At 69.7% G+C, this 19,139-nt stretch carries 21 protein-coding genes; 10 read left to right on the top strand and 11 right to left on the bottom strand.

Annotation, left to right across the window (positions count from 1 at the left end):
* Positions 1-252 precede the first annotated feature (252 nt).
* Both BWI15_RS30650 and BWI15_RS30645 read right to left on the bottom strand, forming a co-directional pair.
* Positions 253-816, bottom strand: coding sequence for a LytR C-terminal domain-containing protein (locus BWI15_RS30650; RefSeq protein ID WP_077018012.1), 564 nt, complete (start codon positions 814-816; stop codon positions 253-255).
* Positions 817-1,110, bottom strand: a complete 294-nt coding sequence (locus BWI15_RS30645; protein ID WP_077018011.1) for a type II toxin-antitoxin system VapB family antitoxin — start codon at positions 1,108-1,110, stop codon at positions 817-819. It abuts the gene before it with no gap.
* A gap of 131 nt (positions 1,111-1,241) precedes the next feature.
* Between BWI15_RS30645 and BWI15_RS30640 the strand changes: the two genes are divergently transcribed.
* The 3 genes from BWI15_RS30640 to BWI15_RS30630 all read left to right on the top strand — a co-directional run bounded on the left by BWI15_RS30640 (position 1,242) and on the right by BWI15_RS30630 (position 5,017).
* The gene (locus tag BWI15_RS30640) at positions 1,242-1,943 is read left to right on the top strand and encodes a L,D-transpeptidase family protein (protein ID WP_077018010.1); all 702 of its coding nucleotides are present in this window, start codon (positions 1,242-1,244) and stop codon (positions 1,941-1,943) included.
* A 103-nt stretch (positions 1,944-2,046) separates the two neighbouring features.
* Entirely contained in the window at positions 2,047-3,588 is a 1,542-nt protein-coding gene (locus tag BWI15_RS30635; protein WP_077018009.1) for a helicase HerA-like domain-containing protein, read from the top strand.
* A 115-nt stretch (positions 3,589-3,703) separates the two neighbouring features.
* The gene (locus BWI15_RS30630) at positions 3,704-5,017 is read left to right on the top strand and encodes a GGDEF domain-containing protein (RefSeq protein ID WP_083751112.1); all 1,314 of its coding nucleotides are present in this window, start codon (positions 3,704-3,706) and stop codon (positions 5,015-5,017) included.
* A 115-nt stretch (positions 5,018-5,132) separates the two neighbouring features.
* On the opposite strand, the gene BWI15_RS30625 is transcribed toward BWI15_RS30630, so the two are convergent.
* Positions 5,133-6,347 (bottom strand): hypothetical protein, encoded by a 1,215-nt coding sequence (locus tag BWI15_RS30625; RefSeq protein ID WP_077018008.1) that lies wholly within the window; start codon positions 6,345-6,347, stop codon positions 5,133-5,135.
* 175 nt (positions 6,348-6,522) lie between these two features.
* On the opposite strand from BWI15_RS30625, the gene BWI15_RS30620 reads away from it, so the two are divergent.
* Complete coding sequence (locus tag BWI15_RS30620; RefSeq protein WP_077018007.1) at positions 6,523-7,041, top strand: SigE family RNA polymerase sigma factor; 519 nt, start codon at positions 6,523-6,525, stop codon at positions 7,039-7,041.
* Positions 7,038-7,982 carry a hypothetical protein gene (locus BWI15_RS30615; protein ID WP_077018006.1) on the top strand — a complete coding sequence of 315 codons (945 nt, stop codon included), beginning with the start codon at positions 7,038-7,040 and terminating at the stop codon, positions 7,980-7,982. Before BWI15_RS30620 ends, BWI15_RS30615 begins: the two co-directional genes overlap by 4 nt.
* A gap of 115 nt (positions 7,983-8,097) precedes the next feature.
* Here BWI15_RS30615 and BWI15_RS30610 read toward each other — a convergent pair whose 3' ends face one another.
* Together BWI15_RS30610 and BWI15_RS30605 are read right to left on the bottom strand one after the other, a co-directional pair.
* Entirely contained in the window at positions 8,098-8,646 is a 549-nt protein-coding gene (locus tag BWI15_RS30610; RefSeq protein WP_077018005.1) for a DinB family protein, read from the bottom strand.
* A complete protein-coding gene (locus BWI15_RS30605; protein ID WP_077019408.1) occupies positions 8,646-9,440 on the bottom strand; it encodes a helix-turn-helix domain-containing protein in 795 nt (264 codons plus the stop codon). Before BWI15_RS30605 ends, BWI15_RS30610 begins: the two co-directional genes overlap by 1 nt.
* A 112-nt stretch (positions 9,441-9,552) precedes the next feature.
* On the opposite strand from BWI15_RS30605, the gene BWI15_RS30600 reads away from it, so the two are divergent.
* Positions 9,553-9,927: a nuclear transport factor 2 family protein gene (locus BWI15_RS30600; RefSeq protein WP_077019407.1), complete on the top strand. Its 375-nt coding sequence runs from the start codon at positions 9,553-9,555 to the stop codon at positions 9,925-9,927.
* 61 nt (positions 9,928-9,988) lie between these two features.
* Here the strand turns inward: BWI15_RS30600 and BWI15_RS30595 are convergent, their stop codons facing one another.
* Positions 9,989-10,831, bottom strand: a complete 843-nt coding sequence (locus BWI15_RS30595) for an aminoglycoside phosphotransferase family protein (RefSeq protein WP_237771530.1) — start codon at positions 10,829-10,831, stop codon at positions 9,989-9,991.
* A 125-nt stretch (positions 10,832-10,956) separates the two neighbouring features.
* Here BWI15_RS30595 and BWI15_RS30590 point away from each other — a divergent pair, with 125 nt between their 5' ends.
* Positions 10,957-11,739 (top strand): methyltransferase domain-containing protein, encoded by a 783-nt coding sequence (locus BWI15_RS30590; RefSeq protein WP_077018003.1) that lies wholly within the window; start codon positions 10,957-10,959, stop codon positions 11,737-11,739.
* Here the strand turns inward: BWI15_RS30590 and BWI15_RS30585 are convergent.
* From BWI15_RS30585 to BWI15_RS30570, 4 genes are all read right to left on the bottom strand, one after another.
* Positions 11,728-12,165, bottom strand: coding sequence for a GAF domain-containing protein (locus tag BWI15_RS30585; RefSeq protein ID WP_237771529.1), 438 nt, complete (start codon positions 12,163-12,165; stop codon positions 11,728-11,730). The genes BWI15_RS30590 and BWI15_RS30585 overlap by 12 nt on opposite strands.
* 613 nt (positions 12,166-12,778) lie before the next feature.
* The gene (locus tag BWI15_RS30580) at positions 12,779-13,090 is read right to left on the bottom strand and encodes a hypothetical protein (RefSeq protein ID WP_077018001.1); all 312 of its coding nucleotides are present in this window, start codon (positions 13,088-13,090) and stop codon (positions 12,779-12,781) included.
* A complete protein-coding gene (locus BWI15_RS30575; RefSeq protein ID WP_077018000.1) occupies positions 13,087-13,275 on the bottom strand; it encodes a hypothetical protein in 189 nt (62 codons plus the stop codon). Before BWI15_RS30575 ends, BWI15_RS30580 begins: the two co-directional genes overlap by 4 nt.
* A gap of 378 nt (positions 13,276-13,653) precedes the next feature.
* On the bottom strand, positions 13,654-15,033 hold the full coding sequence (locus tag BWI15_RS30570; RefSeq protein WP_077017999.1) for an MFS transporter: 1,380 nt from the start codon (positions 15,031-15,033) through the stop codon (positions 13,654-13,656).
* 70 nt (positions 15,034-15,103) lie between these two features.
* On the opposite strand from BWI15_RS30570, the gene BWI15_RS30565 reads away from it, so the two are divergent.
* Complete coding sequence (locus tag BWI15_RS30565; RefSeq protein WP_077017998.1) at positions 15,104-15,532, top strand: winged helix-turn-helix transcriptional regulator; 429 nt, start codon at positions 15,104-15,106, stop codon at positions 15,530-15,532.
* A gap of 28 nt (positions 15,533-15,560) precedes the next feature.
* On the top strand, positions 15,561-16,337 hold the full coding sequence (locus BWI15_RS30560; protein ID WP_077017997.1) for a GNAT family N-acetyltransferase: 777 nt from the start codon (positions 15,561-15,563) through the stop codon (positions 16,335-16,337).
* Here the strand turns inward: BWI15_RS30560 and BWI15_RS30555 are convergent.
* Positions 16,334-17,527, bottom strand: coding sequence for an MFS transporter (locus BWI15_RS30555; RefSeq protein ID WP_077017996.1), 1,194 nt, complete (start codon positions 17,525-17,527; stop codon positions 16,334-16,336). The genes BWI15_RS30560 and BWI15_RS30555 overlap by 4 nt on opposite strands.
* 147 nt (positions 17,528-17,674) lie before the next feature.
* Here BWI15_RS30555 and BWI15_RS30550 point away from each other — a divergent pair, with 147 nt between their 5' ends.
* Positions 17,675-19,042 (top strand): purine-cytosine permease family protein, encoded by a 1,368-nt coding sequence (locus BWI15_RS30550; protein ID WP_202817769.1) that lies wholly within the window; start codon positions 17,675-17,677, stop codon positions 19,040-19,042.
* Positions 19,043-19,139: the final 97 nt, after the last annotated feature.

Genomic DNA, 19,139 nt, shown 5'->3' with positions numbered 1-19,139 from the left:
ACACAAGAGACAAGAGAGCAAAGAAGAGAAGAGAGAGTAGGAAGTGCCTGGCTGACGTCACCTGTTGGTGCGGCGTCCGGTTCCCGACGGGCCGGGAGCGACATGGGAAAACGCGGTTTGCACTCGCACCGAGGGTGTCCACCATCATCACCGGATGACGCCACCGGTCGGCCGATCAACGGCAAGAAGCCCAAGTCTTTTCTGTCTTTGTTCTTTGCTCTGAGCCTTGAAACCCCTGGCTGTTTCTGCTGATCAGTTCGGGTTCTGGCCCGACGGGATCGGCTGCGACGGGCGGACCACCGGCAGGCACACGACGGTGTCGGCCGGGACGGCGATGCTCGGGACGCCCTTGGCGTTGAGTTTGGTGAAGCCGATGCCGAGCACGATGTCGACGGTGTGGTCGGGGCGGGCGTCGGCGACGGTTTTGGCCTTCTGGTTGAGCTGGCCGAGGGCGAGCTTCACCTCGGGGCCGTCGGTGGTGGCGCCGCGGACCTCGACGACGTCGATCTTGTCGCCCTTGGGCTCGTTGGCGATCTTGCCGACGTTGAAGCCGCGCTTCTTCAGTTCCTCGCCGATCCGGGCCGCGCTGCCGGCCCGGGCGCCGCCGTTGTAGATGTTCAGCACGACCTGCTTGGGCACGAGCCGGTTGTTGGGCAGCTTCTGCTCGACGCAGTTCTGTTCGGCGCTGCTGTTGGTCAGCGAGTTCCAGCCCCACCAGAAGCCGCCGAACAGGATGCCGAGCAGCACGACCATGGTGATCGGCGTACGCCAGTGCAGCCGGCGGTGCGATCTCGGCTGCGGGTGCAGGGCGGTCATCTAGTTCACGACCAGGACCCGGGCGTGCAGGACCAGCCGCTGCTGCAGGGCCGCGCGCAGCGCCCGGTGCAGGCCGTCCTCGAGGTAGAGCTCACCCTTGTACTCCACGACGTGGGCGAACAGGTCACCGTAGAAGGTGGAGTCCTCGTCGAGCAGGGCGTTCAGATCCAAGGTGCCCTTGGTGGTGATCAGCTCGTCGAGCCGTATCTGCCGTGGAGGCAGCACGGACCAGTCCTTGGCCTTGTACCCGTGATCGGGGTACGGCCGCTCCTCGCCGACGCGCTTGAAGATCACCCACCGAAGTCTAGCGGGGCCGGAGGTCTCCGGAGAGGTCGGGAATGTCACCGCGAAAGGTCGATACCAAGACTCAACCTTTTGGCGCTGCGAGACGTCCACAGTGCACAGGGACCTATCAGGGGGTAGAGATGAAGGTACTGACCAAGCTGGCGGCGGGGGCGGCCACGATGGTTGTCGCGATCGCGGGAACGACGTTGCCGGCCGACGCACTGACGATCGCCCAGAACAAGGCGGCCCAGACCCGCCTGAACAAGCTCGGCTGCTACGCCGGCCCGGTGGACGGCAAGATCGGCCAGATGACCCAGGCCGCGACGATCCGGTTCCAGGCGGCCAACAAGATGACCCAGAACGGCTCGCTCGCCGGTACGACGTACAGCAGACTGCTGGCCGCCTCGGCCAAGCGCTGCGACGTCCGGGCGGTCCCGGCCAGCGGTGGCGGCAAGCGGATCGTGATCAGCCAGGGCCAGAACTACCTGTGGCTGATCGATGCCGCCGGCAAGGTGGTCCGCCAGGGCGGCATCATCGACAACCCGAGCTATCTCAAGCCCGGGACCTACTCGACCGGCTCCAAGTGCGGCCGGGCGGCCCGGATCAAGCGCAACACCGACGGCGCCAGCCTCTACCTGAACAACTTCGTCCGGTTCGCGCCGTGCGGGATCGGCTTCCACCAGATTCCGACGTACAAGAGCAACGGCGCGCAGATCCACGGCGACTGGCTGCTCGGCACCAACAAGAAGGCCTCGCACGGCTGCATCCGGGTGCAGAAGTCGATGTCCGACGCGATCTGGAACTTCACCACCAGCTCGACCAAGGTCGTCGTCGTCCGCTGACACCGGCCGCGTGCCCCGCCTCCGAGGTTCACCGAACTGCGGAGGCGGGGCACTAGCATGCCGAGCGCAGGGGTAAAACCGTCGCGCGAAAGGCAGCGTCACCATGGCCGAGACACCGGACGTCGTGCAGACCGTCCAGCAGGGGTACGCGTTCGAGGGTCCGGCGATCGAGCTCGGTGCGCTGCTGGTCGACGGTACGCCGAACACCGAGGCGGCGGTGCGGATCCCGCTCTCGATGGTGAACCGGCACGGCCTGGTGGCGGGCGCGACCGGGACCGGCAAGACCAAGACCCTGCAGCTGATGGCCGAGCAGTTGTCCGCCGCGGGCGTCGCGGTGTTCGCCGCCGACATCAAGGGCGACCTGTCCGGCGTCTCGCAGCCCGGTGAGAGCAGCGAGAAGCTGCTGGCCCGGACCAGGACGATCGGCCAGGAGTGGACCGCGACCGGCTTCCCGACCGAGTTCTACGCGCTCGGCGGGCAGGGCGCCGGCGTACCGATCCGGGCCACCATCACGTCGTTCGGGCCGGTGCTGCTGTCGAAGGTGCTCGGACTGAACGACGTCCAGGAGTCCTCGCTCGGCCTGATCTTCCACTACGCCGACAAGCAGGGCCTGACGCTGCTGGACCTCAAGGACCTGCGCGCGGTCATCACGCACCTGACCAGCGACGAGGGCAAGGGCGATCTCAAGGAGCTCGGCGGTCTGTCCGCCGCGACGGCCGGGGTGATCCTGCGGTCGCTGATCGGGTTCGCCGACCAGGGCGCGGAGGCGTTTTTCGGTGAGCCGGAGTTCGACACCGCCGACCTGCTGCAGCAGCGCGACGGCAAGGGCGTCATCTCGCTGCTCGAGCTGCCGAACCTGCAGGACCGGCCGGCCCTGTTCTCCACCTTCCTGATGTGGCTGCTCGCCGACCTGTTCCACGACCTGCCCGAGGTCGGCGACGTGGACAAGCCGAAGCTGGTGTTCTTCTTCGACGAGGCGCACCTGCTGTTCAACGACGCGTCGAAGGCGTTCCTCGACTCGATCGCGCAGACCGTCCGGCTGATCCGGTCCAAGGGCGTCGGCGTCTTCTTCGTCACCCAGACCCCGAAGGACGTGCCGGACGACGTCCTGGCGCAACTCGGCTCCCGGGTCCAGCACCAGCTGCGGGCCCACACCCCGAACGACGCCAAGGCGCTGAAGGCGACCGTCTCGACGTTCCCCAACTCGTCGTACGACCTGGGCGAGGTGCTCACCCAGCTCGGCATCGGCGAGGCGGTCGTGACCGTGATGAACGAAAAGGGTGCGCCGACGCCGGTCGCCTGGACCCGGCTGCGCGCCCCGCAGTCGCTGATGGCGCCCGCGTCGGCCGAGCAGCTGACCGCGACCGTGGCGGCGTCGCCGAACAACGCCAAGTACACCGAGGTGGTGGACCGCGAGTCGGCGTACGAGAAGCTGGCCGCGAAGGTGCAGGCGGGGGCGGAGCAGGCCGAGGCGGAGGCGCAGGCCGAGCAGCCGCAGGCCGAGGCGCCGAAGCCGCGGGCCCAGAAGCAGGAGAAATCCGTGGTGCAGCAGGTGATCGGGTCGTCGGCGTTCAAGCAGTTCGCCCGGTCGGCCGGGCGGGAGATCGTTCGGGGGCTGTTCGGAGCTGCGCGCCGCAAGCGCTGAGCGGACAGCCCTGGCGCCGAGGTGCGAACCCCATTCGATAGTTGATCAAATCCTTACGTCCAGCACGCCGTCGCGGATTGGGACCACGCCGTCACTCGTCGTACTGTGAGAAGCGATGGTTGCGCAGAGTAGGCGAGCGGTACGGAACTGGGCGCTGTGGACCCTGACGGTCCCGGCGTTCGGTCTGGTCGCGCTGGTCGACCTGCTGGCGATCGGGTACGGCGTGCGCTCGTTCGCCGAGCTGCCGTCGTGGCACGGGCTCGACCTCGTCCTCGCGCTGACCGTGTCGGCGCTGATCTCGGTCGAGGGCGCCCGCCGGGTCGAGAGCCGGCGCAAGTCCGGCGGCGCGCTGCACAAGGACCTCGCGCCGGCCTGGATGATCGCGGCGGCCCTCGTCCTGCATCCGGCGCTGGCGATCCTGGTCGCCGTCCTGCTCCGGGTCTGGTGGCGGGTCCGGGCCGGCCGCTGCATCCCGTACCGGTGGGCCTTCAGTACGGCGGTGCACGTGCTCTGTGTCGGGGCGGCGCACGCGACCTTCGTGGGCATCCGCGATCTGACCGGCGACTCCGGGCCCGGCCTGGTCGTCGCGATGGCCGCGGCGGCGTTCGCCTACATGGCGACCGACACGGCGCTCTGCGGGCTGGCGATCACGCTGATCGTGCCCGGCAGCAGCCGGCAGGACGCGATCGGCAGCAAGGACGAGCTGTGTGTCGACGTGACCGCCGCCACGCTCGGCTGCCTGCTCGCGGCGGCGGCGCTGGTCAGCCCGTGGTTCGCGTTGCTGGCGATTCCGATCTCGCTGACCGCCCAGCGGGCGCTGCTGCTCGGCCAGCTGGAGTCCGAGGCGCAGACCGACCCGAAGACCAGTCTCGGCCGGGTCGACTGGTGGCGCCGGCGGACCGAGGAGATGCTGCGCCGGTCGAGGACCCAGCGCGAACCGATGGCCGTGCTGCTGATCGACATCGACCACTTCAAGCAGGTGAACGACCGGCACGGGCACCTGGTCGGCGACGAGGCGCTGCGGGCGGTCGCGACGATCCTGCGCAGCGCGATCCGGGCCAAGGACGTGATCGGGCGGTTCGGCGGCGAGGAGTTCGTGATCGCGCTGCCGGACACCGACCTGGCCGACGCGACCGTGACGGCCGGCCGGTTGCGCACGGCGGTCGCCGCCAGCCCGCTGGCCGCGATGTGCGCCGGCGTCCTGGACGATCCCGAGCTCGATCCCGACACGTTCCACCTGACCGTGTCGATCGGGATCGCGGTCTACCCCTCCGACGGCCAGACCGTCGACGAGCTGCTGTTCCGCGCCGACCGGGCGATGTACGCCGCGAAGGCGGCCGGCCGCGACCGGGTCCGCGCCGCCGCCGACTGCTTCCCGGCGGACCTGGCCCGGCTCACGCTGCCCAGGCCGGTCGTGCAGCCGCACTGACCGAAAGCGCCGGACCGCCGATTCATGCCAAGGGCAACTACCGGAAAACCCCTGCGTTCGTTGAGGAAACCGCGTCCGGAGAGTCCCGCCCGAGGACTCTCCGGACGCGGCCGGGTCAGCAGGCGCCGAACGACCCGGCGCTGACCCACGCCTTCGCGACGTACATGCCGGTGTGCACTCGCAGCCAGACGTTCGAGGTGCCCTGCGATCCCGACACGCTCTGCCCGGTGACCTGGCACTCGACGGTGACCTGCGCGGACTTGCCGGCCATCCCGACCACGGCACCGGTCGAGCTCGGTGTGTTGCGGACGTTCAGGTAGCCCGAGGTGATCGCGACCGTGCCGCGGCCGCCGTCACCGGTCCACAGGTACGTGGTGTCGACCCACGCGTTGTCGGTCAGCGCGAGCGCGTCCCAGAAGGTGCCGTCGGCAAGGTCGATACCGGCCGGGTTGGCGACCGTGCGGCCGAACTGGTCCTTCCCGCCGTTGTAGCCGGTCTGGTACGCCGCCTGGGCTTGCGGCCGGCCCTGCGGCAGGTCCTTCCACATCTCGCGGATCGAGCTCGGGTTCCAGTAGTCGTCCTTGGTGTTCCACGGGCCGACGTCCCAGACCGGTTCGAACGCGCAGCGGATCGTGCCGGTGGTCGTGCACACCTTGACCGAGTAGTTACCCGAGCCGTTGTTCGCGAGTCCGCGCCGCGACGGCAGCGCGACGAAGTGGTCCCGGTTGACGATCACGTGGCCGTTGGCCGTCGTACCGCCGACCAGGCCTTCCCGGGTGGCGAACACGCGCGACTTCAGCGGCGCGGCCTGGATCGCCATCTGGCTGGTCGCCGCCTTGTCTGTCGGCTGGACGCGCAGATCACCGACCCACGGCTTGGCGCCGGTGGGCGGCGCGCTGACGATGATGCGGAGCTGGACCAGGTCGCTCGCGCCGGGCAGCGCGGTCGGCGTACCGGCCTTGGCGGGGGTCCACTCCGACCACCTGTCCTTGACCATCGCGCGGACGTCGACCTCGGCGGTCGAGCCGGCCGGCGTACCGGTGGTGTAGTCGACGACGACCGCGGACGTCGCGGCGGGGAAGCGGACCGGATCGAGGTTGCCGATGCCGGACCGCTGCTTGATCTCGGCCGAGCCCATCCGGGCGGAAGCGTCGCCGAGGATGATCCGGCGGCCGTCGGCCTGGACGTTGGTGGAGCCTTCGGCCGGCCGGGCGGCGACTCCCACGGGGTCGGTGCCGGCGGCCGAACTCGGCAGGACGGCAGCCAGTGGTGCGGCGGCCAGGGCGGTGGCGACGCAGAGTGCGGCCGCGGACCTTCGGGTGATACGCATGGCGATACCTCCGGGGCGGTGAGGACGCTGTCACCGGGTGCGACACCCGGCGCACTGATCGTGACAAACAAACGCCACCCTTGTACAGCGCGTGAATAAATTTCTTCGAAACGGACAGAACCCAACCGGTGACCCAGCGGGTTTGGACCGGTGTGACAGAGGCTGAGGAGAATCGATGACCCGGGCCGCGGACGCCGACTTCGAGCGGTTCGTGATGGCACAGTCGACGCCGTTGCTGCGCTTCGCGGAGATGCTGTGCGGCGATCGGCACACTGCCGAGGACCTCGTCCAGCAGGCGCTGATGCGGTCCTACCCGAAGTGGCACCGGCTGGACGGCGACCGGCTTCGCTACGTCCGGCGGGTGCTGGTCAACCGGTTCCTCTCGCAGGCTCGCCGGCGCTGGTCCAACGAGGTACCCAGCGATCCGGTGGACAACGGCTGGGACGACCGGTCGGTGGCGGACTTCGCCGGTGAGGTGCAGACCCGTGAGGCCGTGCTGTCAGCTCTCGGTGGGCTGACAGTGCGCGAGCGGACCGTGGTCGCCCTGCGCTACTCGCAGGACCTCTCCGAAGCGGAGACCGCCGAGCTTCTCGGCATGGCCCCCGGGACGGTGAAGAGCACCGCGTCCCGGGCGCTGGCCAAGCTGCGTCTGGCACCCGACCTGATCGAAACCGGAGCTGGAGGAACAAGATGAGCAACGAGCAGCGGGTGCGCGACGCGCTCGAGTACGACCTGGAGCCGTGGCAGCCAGACCCGGCCGCCCTGATGCGCCGGGGCCGGCGGTTCGCCTGGATTCGCCGAGGACTGGCCGCGGCCGGCGTGACGGCCGTCGCCGGCACGGTCGCCACGGTGTCGGCCGCGGTCGGTGGACCGTCCGACGTCCGCAACCTGCTGGCCGGTGGCGGCAAGCCCCCGGTCCCGGTCGAGCTCCCGACCGGTACGCCGAGCGCGATCCCGTCGGTCGACCCGACCTGCCTGCCGAAGGTGCCGAGCAAGGTCAAGGTCAAGGTCGAGGCGTCGGTCAAGGTGACGGTCGAGGGCGAACTGCCGAAGGGCAAGCCGTCGCTCCCGCCGGTGCCGACCACGAAGCCGTCGCTGCCGGGCAAGCCCTCCCTGCCGACCGCGAAGCCTTCCCTGCCGGGCAAGCCGTCCCTGCCGACCGCGCTGCCCACGGGCAAGCCGTCGCTGCCGGGCAAGCCGTCCTTGCCGGTGCCGACCACCAAGCCGTCGCTCCCAAGCAAGCCGTCGCTGCCGACTGCGAAGCCGTCCCTTCCGGGTAAGCCCTCGCTGCCACCGGTCCCGACCGCGAAGCCGTCAGTGCCGGGCAAGCCGTCGCTGCCCGCCACGCCGACCCTGCCGCCGTGCGTGACTGACCACGTGCCGACCAAGCCCCCGGTCCACGTGCCGACGACGCTGCCGTCGGTCCCGGGCAAGCCGTCCCTCCCGACCGCCAAGCCGTCCCTGACCGGCAAACCCAGCCTCCCGCCGGTCCCGACGGTGTCGCTGCCGACCGCCAAGCCGTCCCTGCCCGGCAAGCCGTCCCTCCCGCTGCCGACGGGCAAGCCGTCGCTCCCGGCCACGCCGAGCATTCCCCTCCCCACCGAGCGGCCCGCCGCGCTGCCGACTTACCGGTAGTTGCCCTTCCCTTCACTCCGGTGACGGGGTGATTAACAGACCCGGATCCGCGAACCCGAAATCGCGTGATCTGCCAGGGCCGCAGCTGATGCACACCGAGATCAGCTGCGGCCCTTCACTCTCCGGTGCTTCCGTCCGCCAACTCCCGTACGACGTCCAGCTGCCCCACGTGCCGCGCGTACTCCTGCAGCACGTGAAACAAGATCCACCCCAGCGTCGGCTTCACTTCTCCGGCCCGGAACCGCCCGCCCTCCTTCGCCCGAACCGCGAGCGGTCCGACCCCGACCACCCCGACCCCGGTCACGGCAGCCTCCGCGGCGCCCACGCGCGACACGATCTCCCGGGTCTTCTCACCACCCGACCGAAGCGCCGCGAGCAAACTCTCCAGCGAGTCGCCCTGATCCAGCCGCCACCGTTTCTCGGCGTCGCTGTCACCCCACGGCTGCTCGACTTGCTCGGCGGTGAATCCCCAGCGCAACCACCGCCGTTCCATGAACACCAGGTGTTTCAGCAACTCCAGCGGCGACCACCCCGACGGCAGCCGGCTCGTCCGGAGTTCCTCGTCGGAGAGCCCGGTCAGCTTGCGCTCCACCGTGTCCCGGTAGTAGTCGAGCCACGCCAGCGGCAGCTCGACCGGATCGCCGATGGTCTGGTCCGGCAGCATCACAGCTCCTCGAGGAACTCGGCGGTGGCCTCGTCGGCCGGGAAGAACTGCTCGATCATCAGCTCCGACACGGTCACGTCCAGCGGCGTACCGAACGTCGCGATCGTCGTCAGGAACGACAACTCGCGATCCCCGCGCCGCAGCCGCATCGGGACGACGACCTCGTGCGGCGCGGCGGTTTCCGCCCGATCACCCGGTACGCCGTACCCGCGCAGCTCGTCGTACAGGTCCTGCAGGTCCGGGTCGGCGGTGCTCGCGATCTGGCGCTGCAACGTGCTGAGCACGCTCGCGCGGATCTCCGGCAGGTTGCTGATCCGGCGGCCGAGTCCGTCGGGATGCAGGGTGAGGCGCAGCGCGTTGACCGGTGCGGCGAGCAGCTCCGGCGCGACGTCCTCGGTGAACAGCGCGCCGCCGGCGTTGGTCTCGACGATGTTCCACCAGCGGTCGACCACGAGCGCCGGGAACGGTTCGTGGGCCTTGAGCAGGCGGCGCAGCGTCTCGCGGACCGCGAGCATCGCGGGCGAGTGCAGGGAGGCCTCGCTGTAGATCGGGGCGTAACCGCCGGCCAGCAGCAGCTGGTTGCGATCCCGCAGCGGTACGTCGAGATGCTCGGCCAGCCGCAGCAGCATCGCGCGGCTCGGCTTGGACCGGCCGTTCTCGACGAAGCTGACGTGGCGGGTGGACACCTCGACCTGGTTGGCCAGGTCGAGCTGACTGAGCCGCCGGCGCTCACGCCAGCCGCGCAACAGCTCGCCCACCGGCCGCTGGAAGGTCTCCTCGGCGATCATCGTCATGCCCAGACGGTAACCGCCCAGGTGCTCACCCACATGACCTCCGAGGTCATCGCCGGATCGGCCGGCCGGCGGCAGGGTTGTGCTCATCACCACCGATTCCGAGGAGAACCCGATGACGAACACCCTGAACCCGACCGCCCTGGCCGAGCAGTACCTGGCGATCTGGAACGAGACCGACGCCGAACGCCGCGGCGCCGCACTCGAGGCGACCTGGGCGCCGGACGGCACCTTCGTCGACCCGAGCTTCGAGGCCACCGGGTACGAGGAGCTGAGCGCGATGATCGCGACCGCGCAGCAGATGTTCCCCGGGCTGCGGTTCAGGCCGACCGGCACCCCCGACGCGCACCACGACCGGATCCGCTGGACCTGGGAACTGGCCGCCGAGGGCCAGCAGGCAGTTGCCGGAGGCACCGATATCGTCACGGTCGGGCCGGACGGCCGGATCCGTTCGGTGATCGGCTTCCTGGACTTCGCCCCGGCGCACTGACCGCTGGTCGCCCGGACACCGGCCCCGAGCTGCTCGAACGGTTCGACATCGTCACCGCCTGCTAGTCGAGAAAGGCATCCAGCAGCCGTCGGCACCTGACCGGATCCTCGGTCAGGCCGACGCTCAACCCCCACAACCAGTAGCTCACCGTCCGGAACACCACCCAGTCCCGGGCCCGCTGCTCGTCCAGCGCCGCAGCCCGTACGACGGTCTGGAAGCACCGGTGGATCTCGGCGTCGTCCGCCAGCTCGTCGAGCCGGGTCCACAGCACCCGTCCCAGGTCGAACTCGATGTCGCCCCGGTACAGCACCGGGTCGACCACCAGCCACTGCTCCCGCTGCCCGCGCAGCACCTGGGCGGAGTGGAGGTCGCCGTTCACCGCAGCCGTCGCTGTCGACGCCGCCAGCGTCCCGGCGACGTCGAGCGCGGCCACCAGGTAGCGCGGCTCAACTGCCCCGTGCTGCCCCGCCAACTGCCCTTCCAGCTCCGCCACTCGACCGATGACGATCTCCTGTGTGGACAACGCAGCCTCCGGCCCCTCGATGCCCAGCCGCCGCATCAACCCACCCAGCACTTCGGCCGCTTCGCCGATCGGCCTTGCCGACAACGACTCCCCGAGCAGCTCGAGCAGCATCGCCCCGCGAGCGGCGTCGGCGTCGTACAGGCGGACGGTGCCCCGTCCGTCCCACCACCGCAGCGCCCGTGCCTGCTCGTCCACCTCGTCGCCCGGTGGGGACATCCGCAATGCCATCCCGACGCCGTCGCGTTCGACCGGCAGCACCACGGCGTTGGACCCGTGCGCGACCGGGCCCGCGATCGTCAGCCCCCACCGCGAGCACTGCTCCTCCACCGCCGTCGGCAACGCCGCCAACCAGTCGGCGCCCTCGCTCCACCAGCGCGGCATGTACAGAAATGACTGAGGCAGCTCGATCACCCCACGACGGTAGCCGCGAAGCACCTGACCGCCGACTCCTTTTCAGCGCTGACCCCGCGGACCATGATGAGCAGCATGGTGCGGACGGAACGGTCATGAGCAGTCTGGAGTTCGATCCGGAGGTGTCGCGGCAGATCGAGGCCATGTACACGACGCCGGACGTGATCGAGCAGCGGCGAGTGGTACGCACGGCCCTGGCGTTACGGCCGGGGGACCGGGTGCTGGACGTCGGCGTCGGGCCGGGCCTGCTGGCCGCGGAGATGGCCGCCGAGGTCGGACCGGACGGCCGGATCTGCGGCATCGACATCAGCGACAGCATGCTGGCGATCGCGAGCACCCGGGCCGCCGTCCCCGGTGGACCGCGGATCGAGCTCGAGGCCGCGTCCGTCGACCGCCTGCCGTACGGCGCGCAGGACTTCGACGTGGTGGTCTCCACCCAGGTCTTCGAGTACGTCGACGACGTGCCAAGCGCGCTCGCCGAGATCCGCCGCGTCCTCCGCCCGGCCGGCCGCGTCGTGCTGCTCGACACCGACTGGGGCTCGATCGTGTGGCGCTCGAGCGACGACGCGCGGATGGCGAGGGTGCTCACCGCGTTCGAGGACCACCTGCAGGACCCGCACCTGCCCCGCACCCTCGGCGACGCGCTCGACAAGGCCGGGTTCACCCGCACGCACCTGCAGGTCATCCCACTGCTCAACGTCGGCTTCGACCACCGCACCTACAGCGCCGGCCTGATCGACATCGTCGCCGCCTTCGTCCCCGGCCACGCCGGCGTCACCTCCGCCGAAGCCGAAGCCTGGGCCGACGATCTGAGAAGCCAGGGCGACAGCTACTTCTTCAGCCTCAACCGCTACCTGTTCGTGGCTTCAGCCCTCTGAGCCCGGCCACAGCGCAAGCGTCGCGGACTCGACCCGCGGATCGCGGATACGCTGGAAGTTCCTGCCACCGCGGGAGAACGAGTACGCCGCCGCAGCCGGCACGTCGTTCTCGGTAAAGGCTCTCCGGGCCCACTCACACGGGCGGACATGCACCAGATCGGCAGCCACAGCACCGGGCGACGCGTCGTACTCCCAAGGACCGGCGAGGCGCCCGAGCCGGTAGAGACCGTCGGATTCGCGAGTCCAGACGAAGGCGCCGTCGGGGACCTCCGAGAACCGCCGGAGTCGCCGGGCAGTGCGGTCGTCGTACGCCGTTGCCAGACCTTCGACAGCCTCGTCGAGGCTGCGCGGTGGCGGCACGAGCACGCCGCCAACTCCGCAGACGTTCAACTCCAAGGCCCGATCCACAGCGAGCCCGACGGGCACGTCCTCCCGGCGAGACCGCATCGGCGCCCGGTGAACGGGAATCAAAGCCACCTCCTCCCCTGTCTCACCCATGGTCCGAGCAGCGCACAAAGGTCATGGGGCCTCCCGGTCTGGACTGAGGAGGGAGGGAGCGCAGCGACCGACCGACGAGGGAAGACCGGGAACCAAGGCCCCAGGACCCGCCGAGCCGGAGGCGAGGCAAAAAACACAGAGGACGGGCGCACCGTGGGATGCGCCCGTCCTCCTCGGTCGTTCTCCCGCCCCTCAGTGGGAGAACTCGCGGCTCGGTGAGCCTCACCCATGCCCGAATGGGACTGACTGAACCGCGGGACATCTCTACTCGTACCCCACCGCCCCGAGGTCACACCTACTCCGGAGCGAAAACTTTGCGTTCCTCGTACGTACCAACCTGTCACGCTTCTCGCCGCCGCGCGCGCCGGGAACCCCTCGACATCATAGTTGCTCGGGGCAACGACAAGGCCCCACCGGTAGCAGCCGGTGGGGCCTTGATTGGTCCACTACCACCCGGGCACTCCCGGTGCAGCTGTGGAGGTTGGAGAGCGGAACCGGCGCCGATGCAGGGGTCAAGACGCCGGCTCCGCTTGTCTTCGGGTTACCTCGGGCTCGCCGCCCAGGTCTGGGCCTGGTGGAACTCGAGGTGCTGCGTCGCGCCGGGCGATCCGACCGCACCGACGTGCTGCAGCGTGGGGACCACGACCGCCCGGACGTCGGTTCGCTTCGCCTCGTCCAGCAACGCGTTGAACGCGGCGGACTGGGCGGCGTCCCGCTCGGTGTAGACCGTGCCGAGGGTGAACCCCTCGGCACTGGCGAAGGCGGCCAGCGCGTCGGTCGCCGCCGCGAGCTCCTCCGCGCAGCTGAGCGCGTCGGCGCGGACGTAGCCGAGCAACGTCGGGCGGGTGGTCATCGGACCGGGCCGCTGCTGACGAGGGCGGGCTCGTTGGTGACCCGCAGCGAGGCGAACCGCCGCCGCATGGCCTCCTCGTACTGCGCTGCCTGGTCGGCGGTCGCGGTGTGGTCCGCGATCGGGTGAGCGCCGAACCAGACCCGCACGCGGCGCTGCTCTGCGGGGATCTCCAGCGACTCGGTCATGGGGGCGTTTCCTTCGGTGCGTGAGGTGCCGAGTGGACGCTCGGGCGCCTCGAGGGGACGGAACCGTGGGCACGGACCTGGTTGCCGACAGTGAGGAAGCCGGTGATCCATCTCACGTGTCCACGGGTGGTAAGGAAAGAACACCTCATAAAGCGGTGCGCCGGGAATAGACCGGCAGGGACCTTTACAGAGGCCTTACGCCCGCCGCTGACGGCGCAGGAAAACCCCTGGTCAGGCCAGCATGGGACCGGTTCCGGCGACTCGTCCGGGTCGGCCCTGTCAAGATTGTTCGCAGGGATTTACCGATAACGATTCGGCCGCCGGCCGGTCCCATTTCGTGAGCGCTGAATTGTCGGGCGTCCTGGTAACTCAGTGCTATCAGGCGGCCACCGTACGGCGTACCAGATCCGGCGCGCTGACGGCTAGTCCGAGCACCGCGGCGACCAGCGGAACGACGAGCGCCGTACGGAAGTCGGCGATGGTCAACTCGTCCGCCGCGGCCAGTACGGCGGCGACCACCGCGAGCCCGAGCGCCGACCCGAACTGGAACGAAGTGGTCAGCACGCCACTGGCCAGTCCCTGCTCCTCCTCGGCGACTCCGTCGGTCGCGGCGATCGTCAGCGGCCCGTACGCGAGCGAGAACGCCAGCCCCAGCAGGAGAAACGTCGGCAGCATCGCGAGATAGGTCCAGTCCGCGCCGAGCGGCAGGAACAGCGCGTACGCCGCGGCGGCGAACGCGAATCCGCCGAGCACGACCCGCCCATTGCCGAAGCGGTTGACCAGCCACGGGGTCAGCGTCGGCGCCAGGATCGAGTCGATGCCGATCACCATCAGGGCCAGACCGGTCTCCAGTTCCGACCAGTGCCGCAGTTCCTGCAGATAGAGCACGGCCACGAACTGGAACCCGACGAACGACCCGACCAGCAGAACGGCTCCGAGGTTGGCCCGGACGAGCCCGGCGTTGCGCAGGATGCCGAAGCGGATGAGCGGTGCCGGCGTACGACGCTCGATGGCGACGAAGACGACCAGCAGAAGCAGTCCCGCCGCGAGCGTGGCCAGGGTCTGGGCAACGGGTACGTCGGGCGCACGGACGACGGTGGCGACGAGCAGCATCATCGCGGCGGTGAGGGTGAGTGCGCCGCCGAAGTCGAAAACCTTCTTCTGCGGGCTGACCTCCTCGCGCGGCAGCAGGATCAGCGCGGCCGGGAGCAGGATGGCGGACAGCACCACCGGGGCGAAGAACACCCAGCGCCAGTCGATCGCGGTGAGCAGGCCGCCGACCACCATGCCGAGAGAGAAGCCGGCCGCGGCGATCCCGGCGTACACGAGCAGCGCCTTGTTGCGCTGTCTGCCCTCCGGGTAGCTGGTCGTGATGATGGACAGGCCGGCCGGGGTCATGAAGCCGGCCGCGACGCCGGTGACGAAGCGGGCGAGGATCAGCACCCAGCCGTCGTCGGCCAGTCCGCCCAGGCCGGAGAAGACCAGGAAGACGGCCAGCCAGCCGACGAACATCCGGCGCCGGCCGAGCAGGTCCGCCGCCCGGCCGCCGAGCAGCACGAAGCCGCCGTACCCGAGCACGTAGGCGCTGACCACCCACTGCAGCTGGCTGGTGGACAGACCGAGCTCGGCGCGGATGGACGGCAGTGCGACGCCCATCATCGAGATGTCGATGCCTTCCAGGAAGATCGCGCCGCACAGCACCAGCAGCACCGCCCAGGCCTTCGCGCCGAGACGGTCGGGTGCAGCTGTCGTAGACATATCGAGGTTCCCCATCGTTGGGTCGGTTATCTCTTGTAACTGAGACCATCGTGCGGAACCATCAGGAAGTATGGAAGAAGGCACTTCAAAGGAACCGGGTTACTCCTGCTGCACCGAGGACGCGTTCCAGTGGGACACGCGGGAGGACTGCGAGGTGCGGCAGATCCTCGACCGGATCGGCGACAAGTGGTCCTTGCTGGTGATCGCGCTGCTCGACAACCGCAGCCTGCGGTTCACCGAGCTGAAGAAGACCATCGACGGGATCAGCCAGCGGATGCTCACCGTCACGCTGCGCCAGCTGGAGCGCGACGGGCTGGTACGGCGTACCGTCCACCCGGTCGTGCCGCCGCGCGTCGACTACGAGCTCACCCCGCTCGGCGTCACGCTGCACGCGACCATCCAGTCCCTGGTCACCTGGACCGAGACCCACCAGAACGAGATCGCCTCCGCCCGCGCCGCCTACGACACCCGCGCGGCGGTGGAGGGCGCGCCGGTCTGAGGCCGCGGCGCCGGGCTAGGGTCGAGCAATGGGGATCGCCGCGCGGATCGCAGCCGCTCAGTTGTCAGGGCTCACCCGGAGCCGCCGTCAGATCGTGGCCGGTCCGCTGGCCGGGCTGCTGCACGACGAGGACGTCTGGTTCCTGTCCGTCATGGTGGCCGCCGAGCCGGGGAAGCCGTTCGACCCCGACGAGGTGTCGTGGGCACTCGAGACGGTCCGCCAGGCCTTTGCCGCCGAGGGCCGCTGGCTGCACAGCGAGCTGGTCGAGGAAGCCAACCCCGGCCTCGCCGAAGCCCTCACCGAACACGGCATGATCATCCGCTCCCGCCCGCCACTGCTCGCCGTCGAGCCCGCCGATCTGCTGCGGCCTGAGCTTCCCGACGGCATCACCGCGTCGCTTGTCACGACACCCGAGGACCACGCCGAGTCGAACGCGGTCGCCGCCGACGCGTACGAGACCGAAGACGTCGTCACCACCTTCCAGCCCGACCCCGTCAATGGGGGTGCGATCCTGATTCGCGACAACGGAGTCCCGGTGGCCACCGCTTCCTGGACCGCGATCGCCGACGGCGTCACCGAGGTGGCCGGCGTCGGGACCGTGCACTCCCATCGCCGCCGCGGCCTGGGTGCCCTCGCGACGGCGTACGCGACCCAACAGGCGTTCGAGTCGGCCGGCGCTGATCTCGCGTGGCTCACTCCGGGCGACGACGGCGCCGACCGGATCTACCGCCGCCTCGGGTACCTGCCCAAGGCAACCGCCGTCCACCTGGGCGATCCGGGCGGGCACCTGGACGACCTGCGTTAGGGCTGTCTGGTGAGCTGCGCGGGATGACCCGGTACGGCGTACAGGGTGATCGGCGCAGCCAGTACAGCGACCGCGGCGAGCAGGTTGCGGGTGAGCGGGAGATCGGCGACGAGGGTGAGCGCGGGAGCGGTCAGTGCGCCGACCACTGCGGCCAGCGCGTCGACCGCGAAGAAGAGCGCGCCGACCTGGGCGAGCATGGTCGGCGTCGTGACGCGTTGCACGGTCGTCTCGGTGGTGATCAGCAGCACGCTGCCGGGAAGGCCGATCAGTACGGCGGCGGCGATCGCCCAGGGGACGCCGGGCGCGTTCACCAGCGCGAAGAACGCGGCGCCGGTGGCGAGCTGGGTGGTGGCGATCAGGTCACGGATCCCCAACCAGGACAGGGCTTTCACGCTGATCGCGGCACCGAGCAGGTAGCCGGCGCCGAGGCCGGAGAACACGTATCCCACCGTGTATCCCGGCGCGTCGAGCCGCTCGACGATCAGCGGTACGAGCAGCGCGGTCAGTCCGGCGTTCGCGGTCAGGAAGACGCCGTTGCCGGTCAGCAGGCCACGAAGGGGCTTCGACCGTACGGCGTACCGGAGCCCCGCGAGAGGTTGCAGCGGCTGGTGGGGCGCCCGCTCCGGCCGGGTCCTGATCGCGGCAATCGTTGCTGCTGACAACAGATAGCTGACGATGTCGACGACGAGCACGAAGGTGATTCCTGGGCCGGCGAGCAGCAGGGCGCCCAGCGGCGGAGCGCCCAAGCGGGTCACGCTGCCTGCGAACGCCCGCAGCGCGTTCGCGGTCGCCAGCTCCGGTCCGGTTCCGACCACGCTCGGCAGCAACGCCCGGGAGGCAGGCCTGAAGACGGTGGTCGCGGAGTTCTCCACCAGCACGGCCAGATAGATCATCCACAACCGCTCCGGTCGATCCGCGAACAGGATCAGCCCGACCGCCGCCGCGCTCACCAGATCGGCGACCCACATGGCCCGCGACAGATCCCAGCGATCCAGCAATGCGCCGGCCCAGGGCCCCAACAGCAAAGTCGGCAAAGCCTCCAGCGCCAGGGTGAGCCCCGTCGCCGCCGCCGATCCGGTCAGCTGGAACACGTGGAACGGAATCGCCACGACCAGCAACCAGGAGCCGACCCCGGACACCGTCCCGCTGAACCAGACCAGCCGGAAGTCCCGGTTCCCCCAGATGCTCACTCGATCGAGGTTATCTTCACCCCACCCTCACTCGCCTGGCCAACGCCCTGGGCACCACATTGCTCGACCTCACGCGCTGGCCGGAAGGCAGGTGGTCGGGCCCGCCCACTGGGTTAGAAAACAGTTGTCAGGGGCAACCTGATGACCATGGCAGAGGCAATCGAGCGACGCAGCATCGACGTCGTACCGGCGGCGGAGCGGCACGGCACCCCGGTCAGTCAGTTCACCTTGTGGTTCGGTGCGAACATGCAGGTCACCGCCGTGGTCGACGGCGCCCTGGCCGTGGTCTTCGGCGCCGACGCGCTCTGGGCGATCGTCGGTCTGTTGCTGGGCAACGTCTTCGGTGGCATCGTGATGGCCCTGCACGCGGCCCAGGGCCCGCGGCTCGGTCTGCCGCAGATGATCTCCAGCCGCGCCCAGTTCGGCGTGTACGGCGCGGTCGTGCCGCTCGTCCTGGTCGTCGTCATGTACCTCGGCTTCGCCGCCACCGGCACCGTGCTCGCCGGCCAAGCGGTCAACGAGATCCTGCACGTCGACACCGCGGCCGTCGGCATCGTCGTGTTCGGCCTGCTGACCGCGGTGATCGCGATCCTCGGCTACCGCTGGATCCACCTGCTCGGGCGAGTCGCCACGGTCCTCGGCATCCTGGGCTTCACCTACCTCGGTATCCGCCTGCTGGTGACCGAGGACGTCGGCGCCCTGCTCGGCGCGAAACCCTTCGACATCGTCACGTTCCTGCTCGCCGTCTCCCTCGGTGCCGGCTGGCAGCTCACCTTCGGCCCGTACGTCGCCGACTACTCGCGCTACCTGCCGGCCGAGACCCCCGAGCGGACCACGTTCCTCGCGACGTTCCTCGGCAGCGTGATCGGTTCCCAGTGGTCGATGACCCTGGGCGCGCTGGTCGCCGCCGGGGGAGCAGGCTTTCTCGCCGACCAGGTCGGCTACCTCGGCGACCTGGCCGGCCCGGCCGCGATCGCGCTGCTGATCTACCTGGTCATCGTGGTCGGCAAGCTCGCCGTCAACTGCCTCAACGCGTACGGCGGCTCGATGACGCTGCTGACCACGGTCTCGGCCTTCACCCGGGCGGCGCGGATCGGCCCGGCCGCGCGGGCGGCGTACACGGGGTGCTTCCTGCTGGTCTCGGTGCTGATCGCGATCTTCGCCTCGGCCGACTTCCTCGACAACTTCAAGAACTTCGTGCTCGTGCTGCTGATGGTGTTCACGCCGTGGAGCGCGATCAACCTGACCGACTACTACCTGATCTCCCGCGAACGCGTCGACGTCGCGGCGCTCTACGACCCCGACGGCCGCTACGGCCGCTGGAACGTCGTCGCCCTGGTCTCGTACGCCGTCGGCATCGCCGTGCAGATCCCGTTCCTCGCCCAGAAGCTGTACACCGGCCCGATCACCGAGTCCCTCGGCGGCGCCGACATCTCCTGGCTGGTCGGCCTGGCGGTCACCGCGGCGCTGTACTACCCGTGGGCGCGGCGCACCACCCGCCCGTTCACCACCTGATCCGCGGCGCGTGCTGGTGCTGCGCAGCGGGCGAGACCCAACGCCGGTTTCGCGGCCGCCGACGTCCTCGCCCACACATCCCACACATCGGCGACGG

Origin of the sequence: Kribbella sp. ALI-6-A, from assembly GCF_001984195.1 — a bacterium.
Lineage (GTDB): Bacteria > Actinomycetota > Actinomycetes > Propionibacteriales > Kribbellaceae > Kribbella.
The sequence above is the reverse complement of the archived record's forward strand: the minus strand, read 5'-3'. Positions and strand labels throughout refer to the sequence as shown.

What these genes read in the sequence shown, in the direction of transcription:
- BWI15_RS30630 (WP_083751112.1), top strand. Translation starts at nt 3,704, where the DNA reads ATGGTTGCGCAGAGTAGGCGAGCGGTACGGAACTGGGCGCTGTGGACC.
- BWI15_RS30550 (WP_202817769.1), top strand. Translation starts at nt 17,675, where the DNA reads ATGGCAGAGGCAATCGAGCGACGCAGCATCGACGTCGTACCGGCGGCG.
- BWI15_RS30635 (WP_077018009.1), top strand. Translation starts at nt 2,047, where the DNA reads ATGGCCGAGACACCGGACGTCGTGCAGACCGTCCAGCAGGGGTACGCG.
- BWI15_RS30610 (WP_077018005.1), bottom strand. Translation starts at nt 8,646, where the DNA reads ATGCTGCCGGACCAGACCATCGGCGATCCGGTCGAGCTGCCGCTGGCG.
- BWI15_RS30625 (WP_077018008.1), bottom strand. Translation starts at nt 6,347, where the DNA reads ATGCGTATCACCCGAAGGTCCGCGGCCGCACTCTGCGTCGCCACCGCC.
- BWI15_RS30640 (WP_077018010.1), top strand. Translation starts at nt 1,242, where the DNA reads ATGAAGGTACTGACCAAGCTGGCGGCGGGGGCGGCCACGATGGTTGTC.
- BWI15_RS30590 (WP_077018003.1), top strand. Translation starts at nt 10,957, where the DNA reads ATGAGCAGTCTGGAGTTCGATCCGGAGGTGTCGCGGCAGATCGAGGCC.
- BWI15_RS30560 (WP_077017997.1), top strand. Translation starts at nt 15,561, where the DNA reads ATGGGGATCGCCGCGCGGATCGCAGCCGCTCAGTTGTCAGGGCTCACC.
- BWI15_RS30595 (WP_237771530.1), bottom strand. Translation starts at nt 10,831, where the DNA reads ATGCCGCGCTGGTGGAGCGAGGGCGCCGACTGGTTGGCGGCGTTGCCG.
- BWI15_RS30565 (WP_077017998.1), top strand. Translation starts at nt 15,104, where the DNA reads ATGGAAGAAGGCACTTCAAAGGAACCGGGTTACTCCTGCTGCACCGAG.
- BWI15_RS30605 (WP_077019408.1), bottom strand. Translation starts at nt 9,440, where the DNA reads ATGACGATGATCGCCGAGGAGACCTTCCAGCGGCCGGTGGGCGAGCTG.
- BWI15_RS30620 (WP_077018007.1), top strand. Translation starts at nt 6,523, where the DNA reads ATGACCCGGGCCGCGGACGCCGACTTCGAGCGGTTCGTGATGGCACAG.
- BWI15_RS30600 (WP_077019407.1), top strand. Translation starts at nt 9,553, where the DNA reads ATGACGAACACCCTGAACCCGACCGCCCTGGCCGAGCAGTACCTGGCG.
- BWI15_RS30580 (WP_077018001.1), bottom strand. Translation starts at nt 13,090, where the DNA reads ATGACCACCCGCCCGACGTTGCTCGGCTACGTCCGCGCCGACGCGCTC.
- BWI15_RS30570 (WP_077017999.1), bottom strand. Translation starts at nt 15,033, where the DNA reads ATGTCTACGACAGCTGCACCCGACCGTCTCGGCGCGAAGGCCTGGGCG.
- BWI15_RS30650 (WP_077018012.1), bottom strand. Translation starts at nt 816, where the DNA reads ATGACCGCCCTGCACCCGCAGCCGAGATCGCACCGCCGGCTGCACTGG.
- BWI15_RS30575 (WP_077018000.1), bottom strand. Translation starts at nt 13,275, where the DNA reads ATGACCGAGTCGCTGGAGATCCCCGCAGAGCAGCGCCGCGTGCGGGTC.
- BWI15_RS30615 (WP_077018006.1), top strand. Translation starts at nt 7,038, where the DNA reads ATGAGCAACGAGCAGCGGGTGCGCGACGCGCTCGAGTACGACCTGGAG.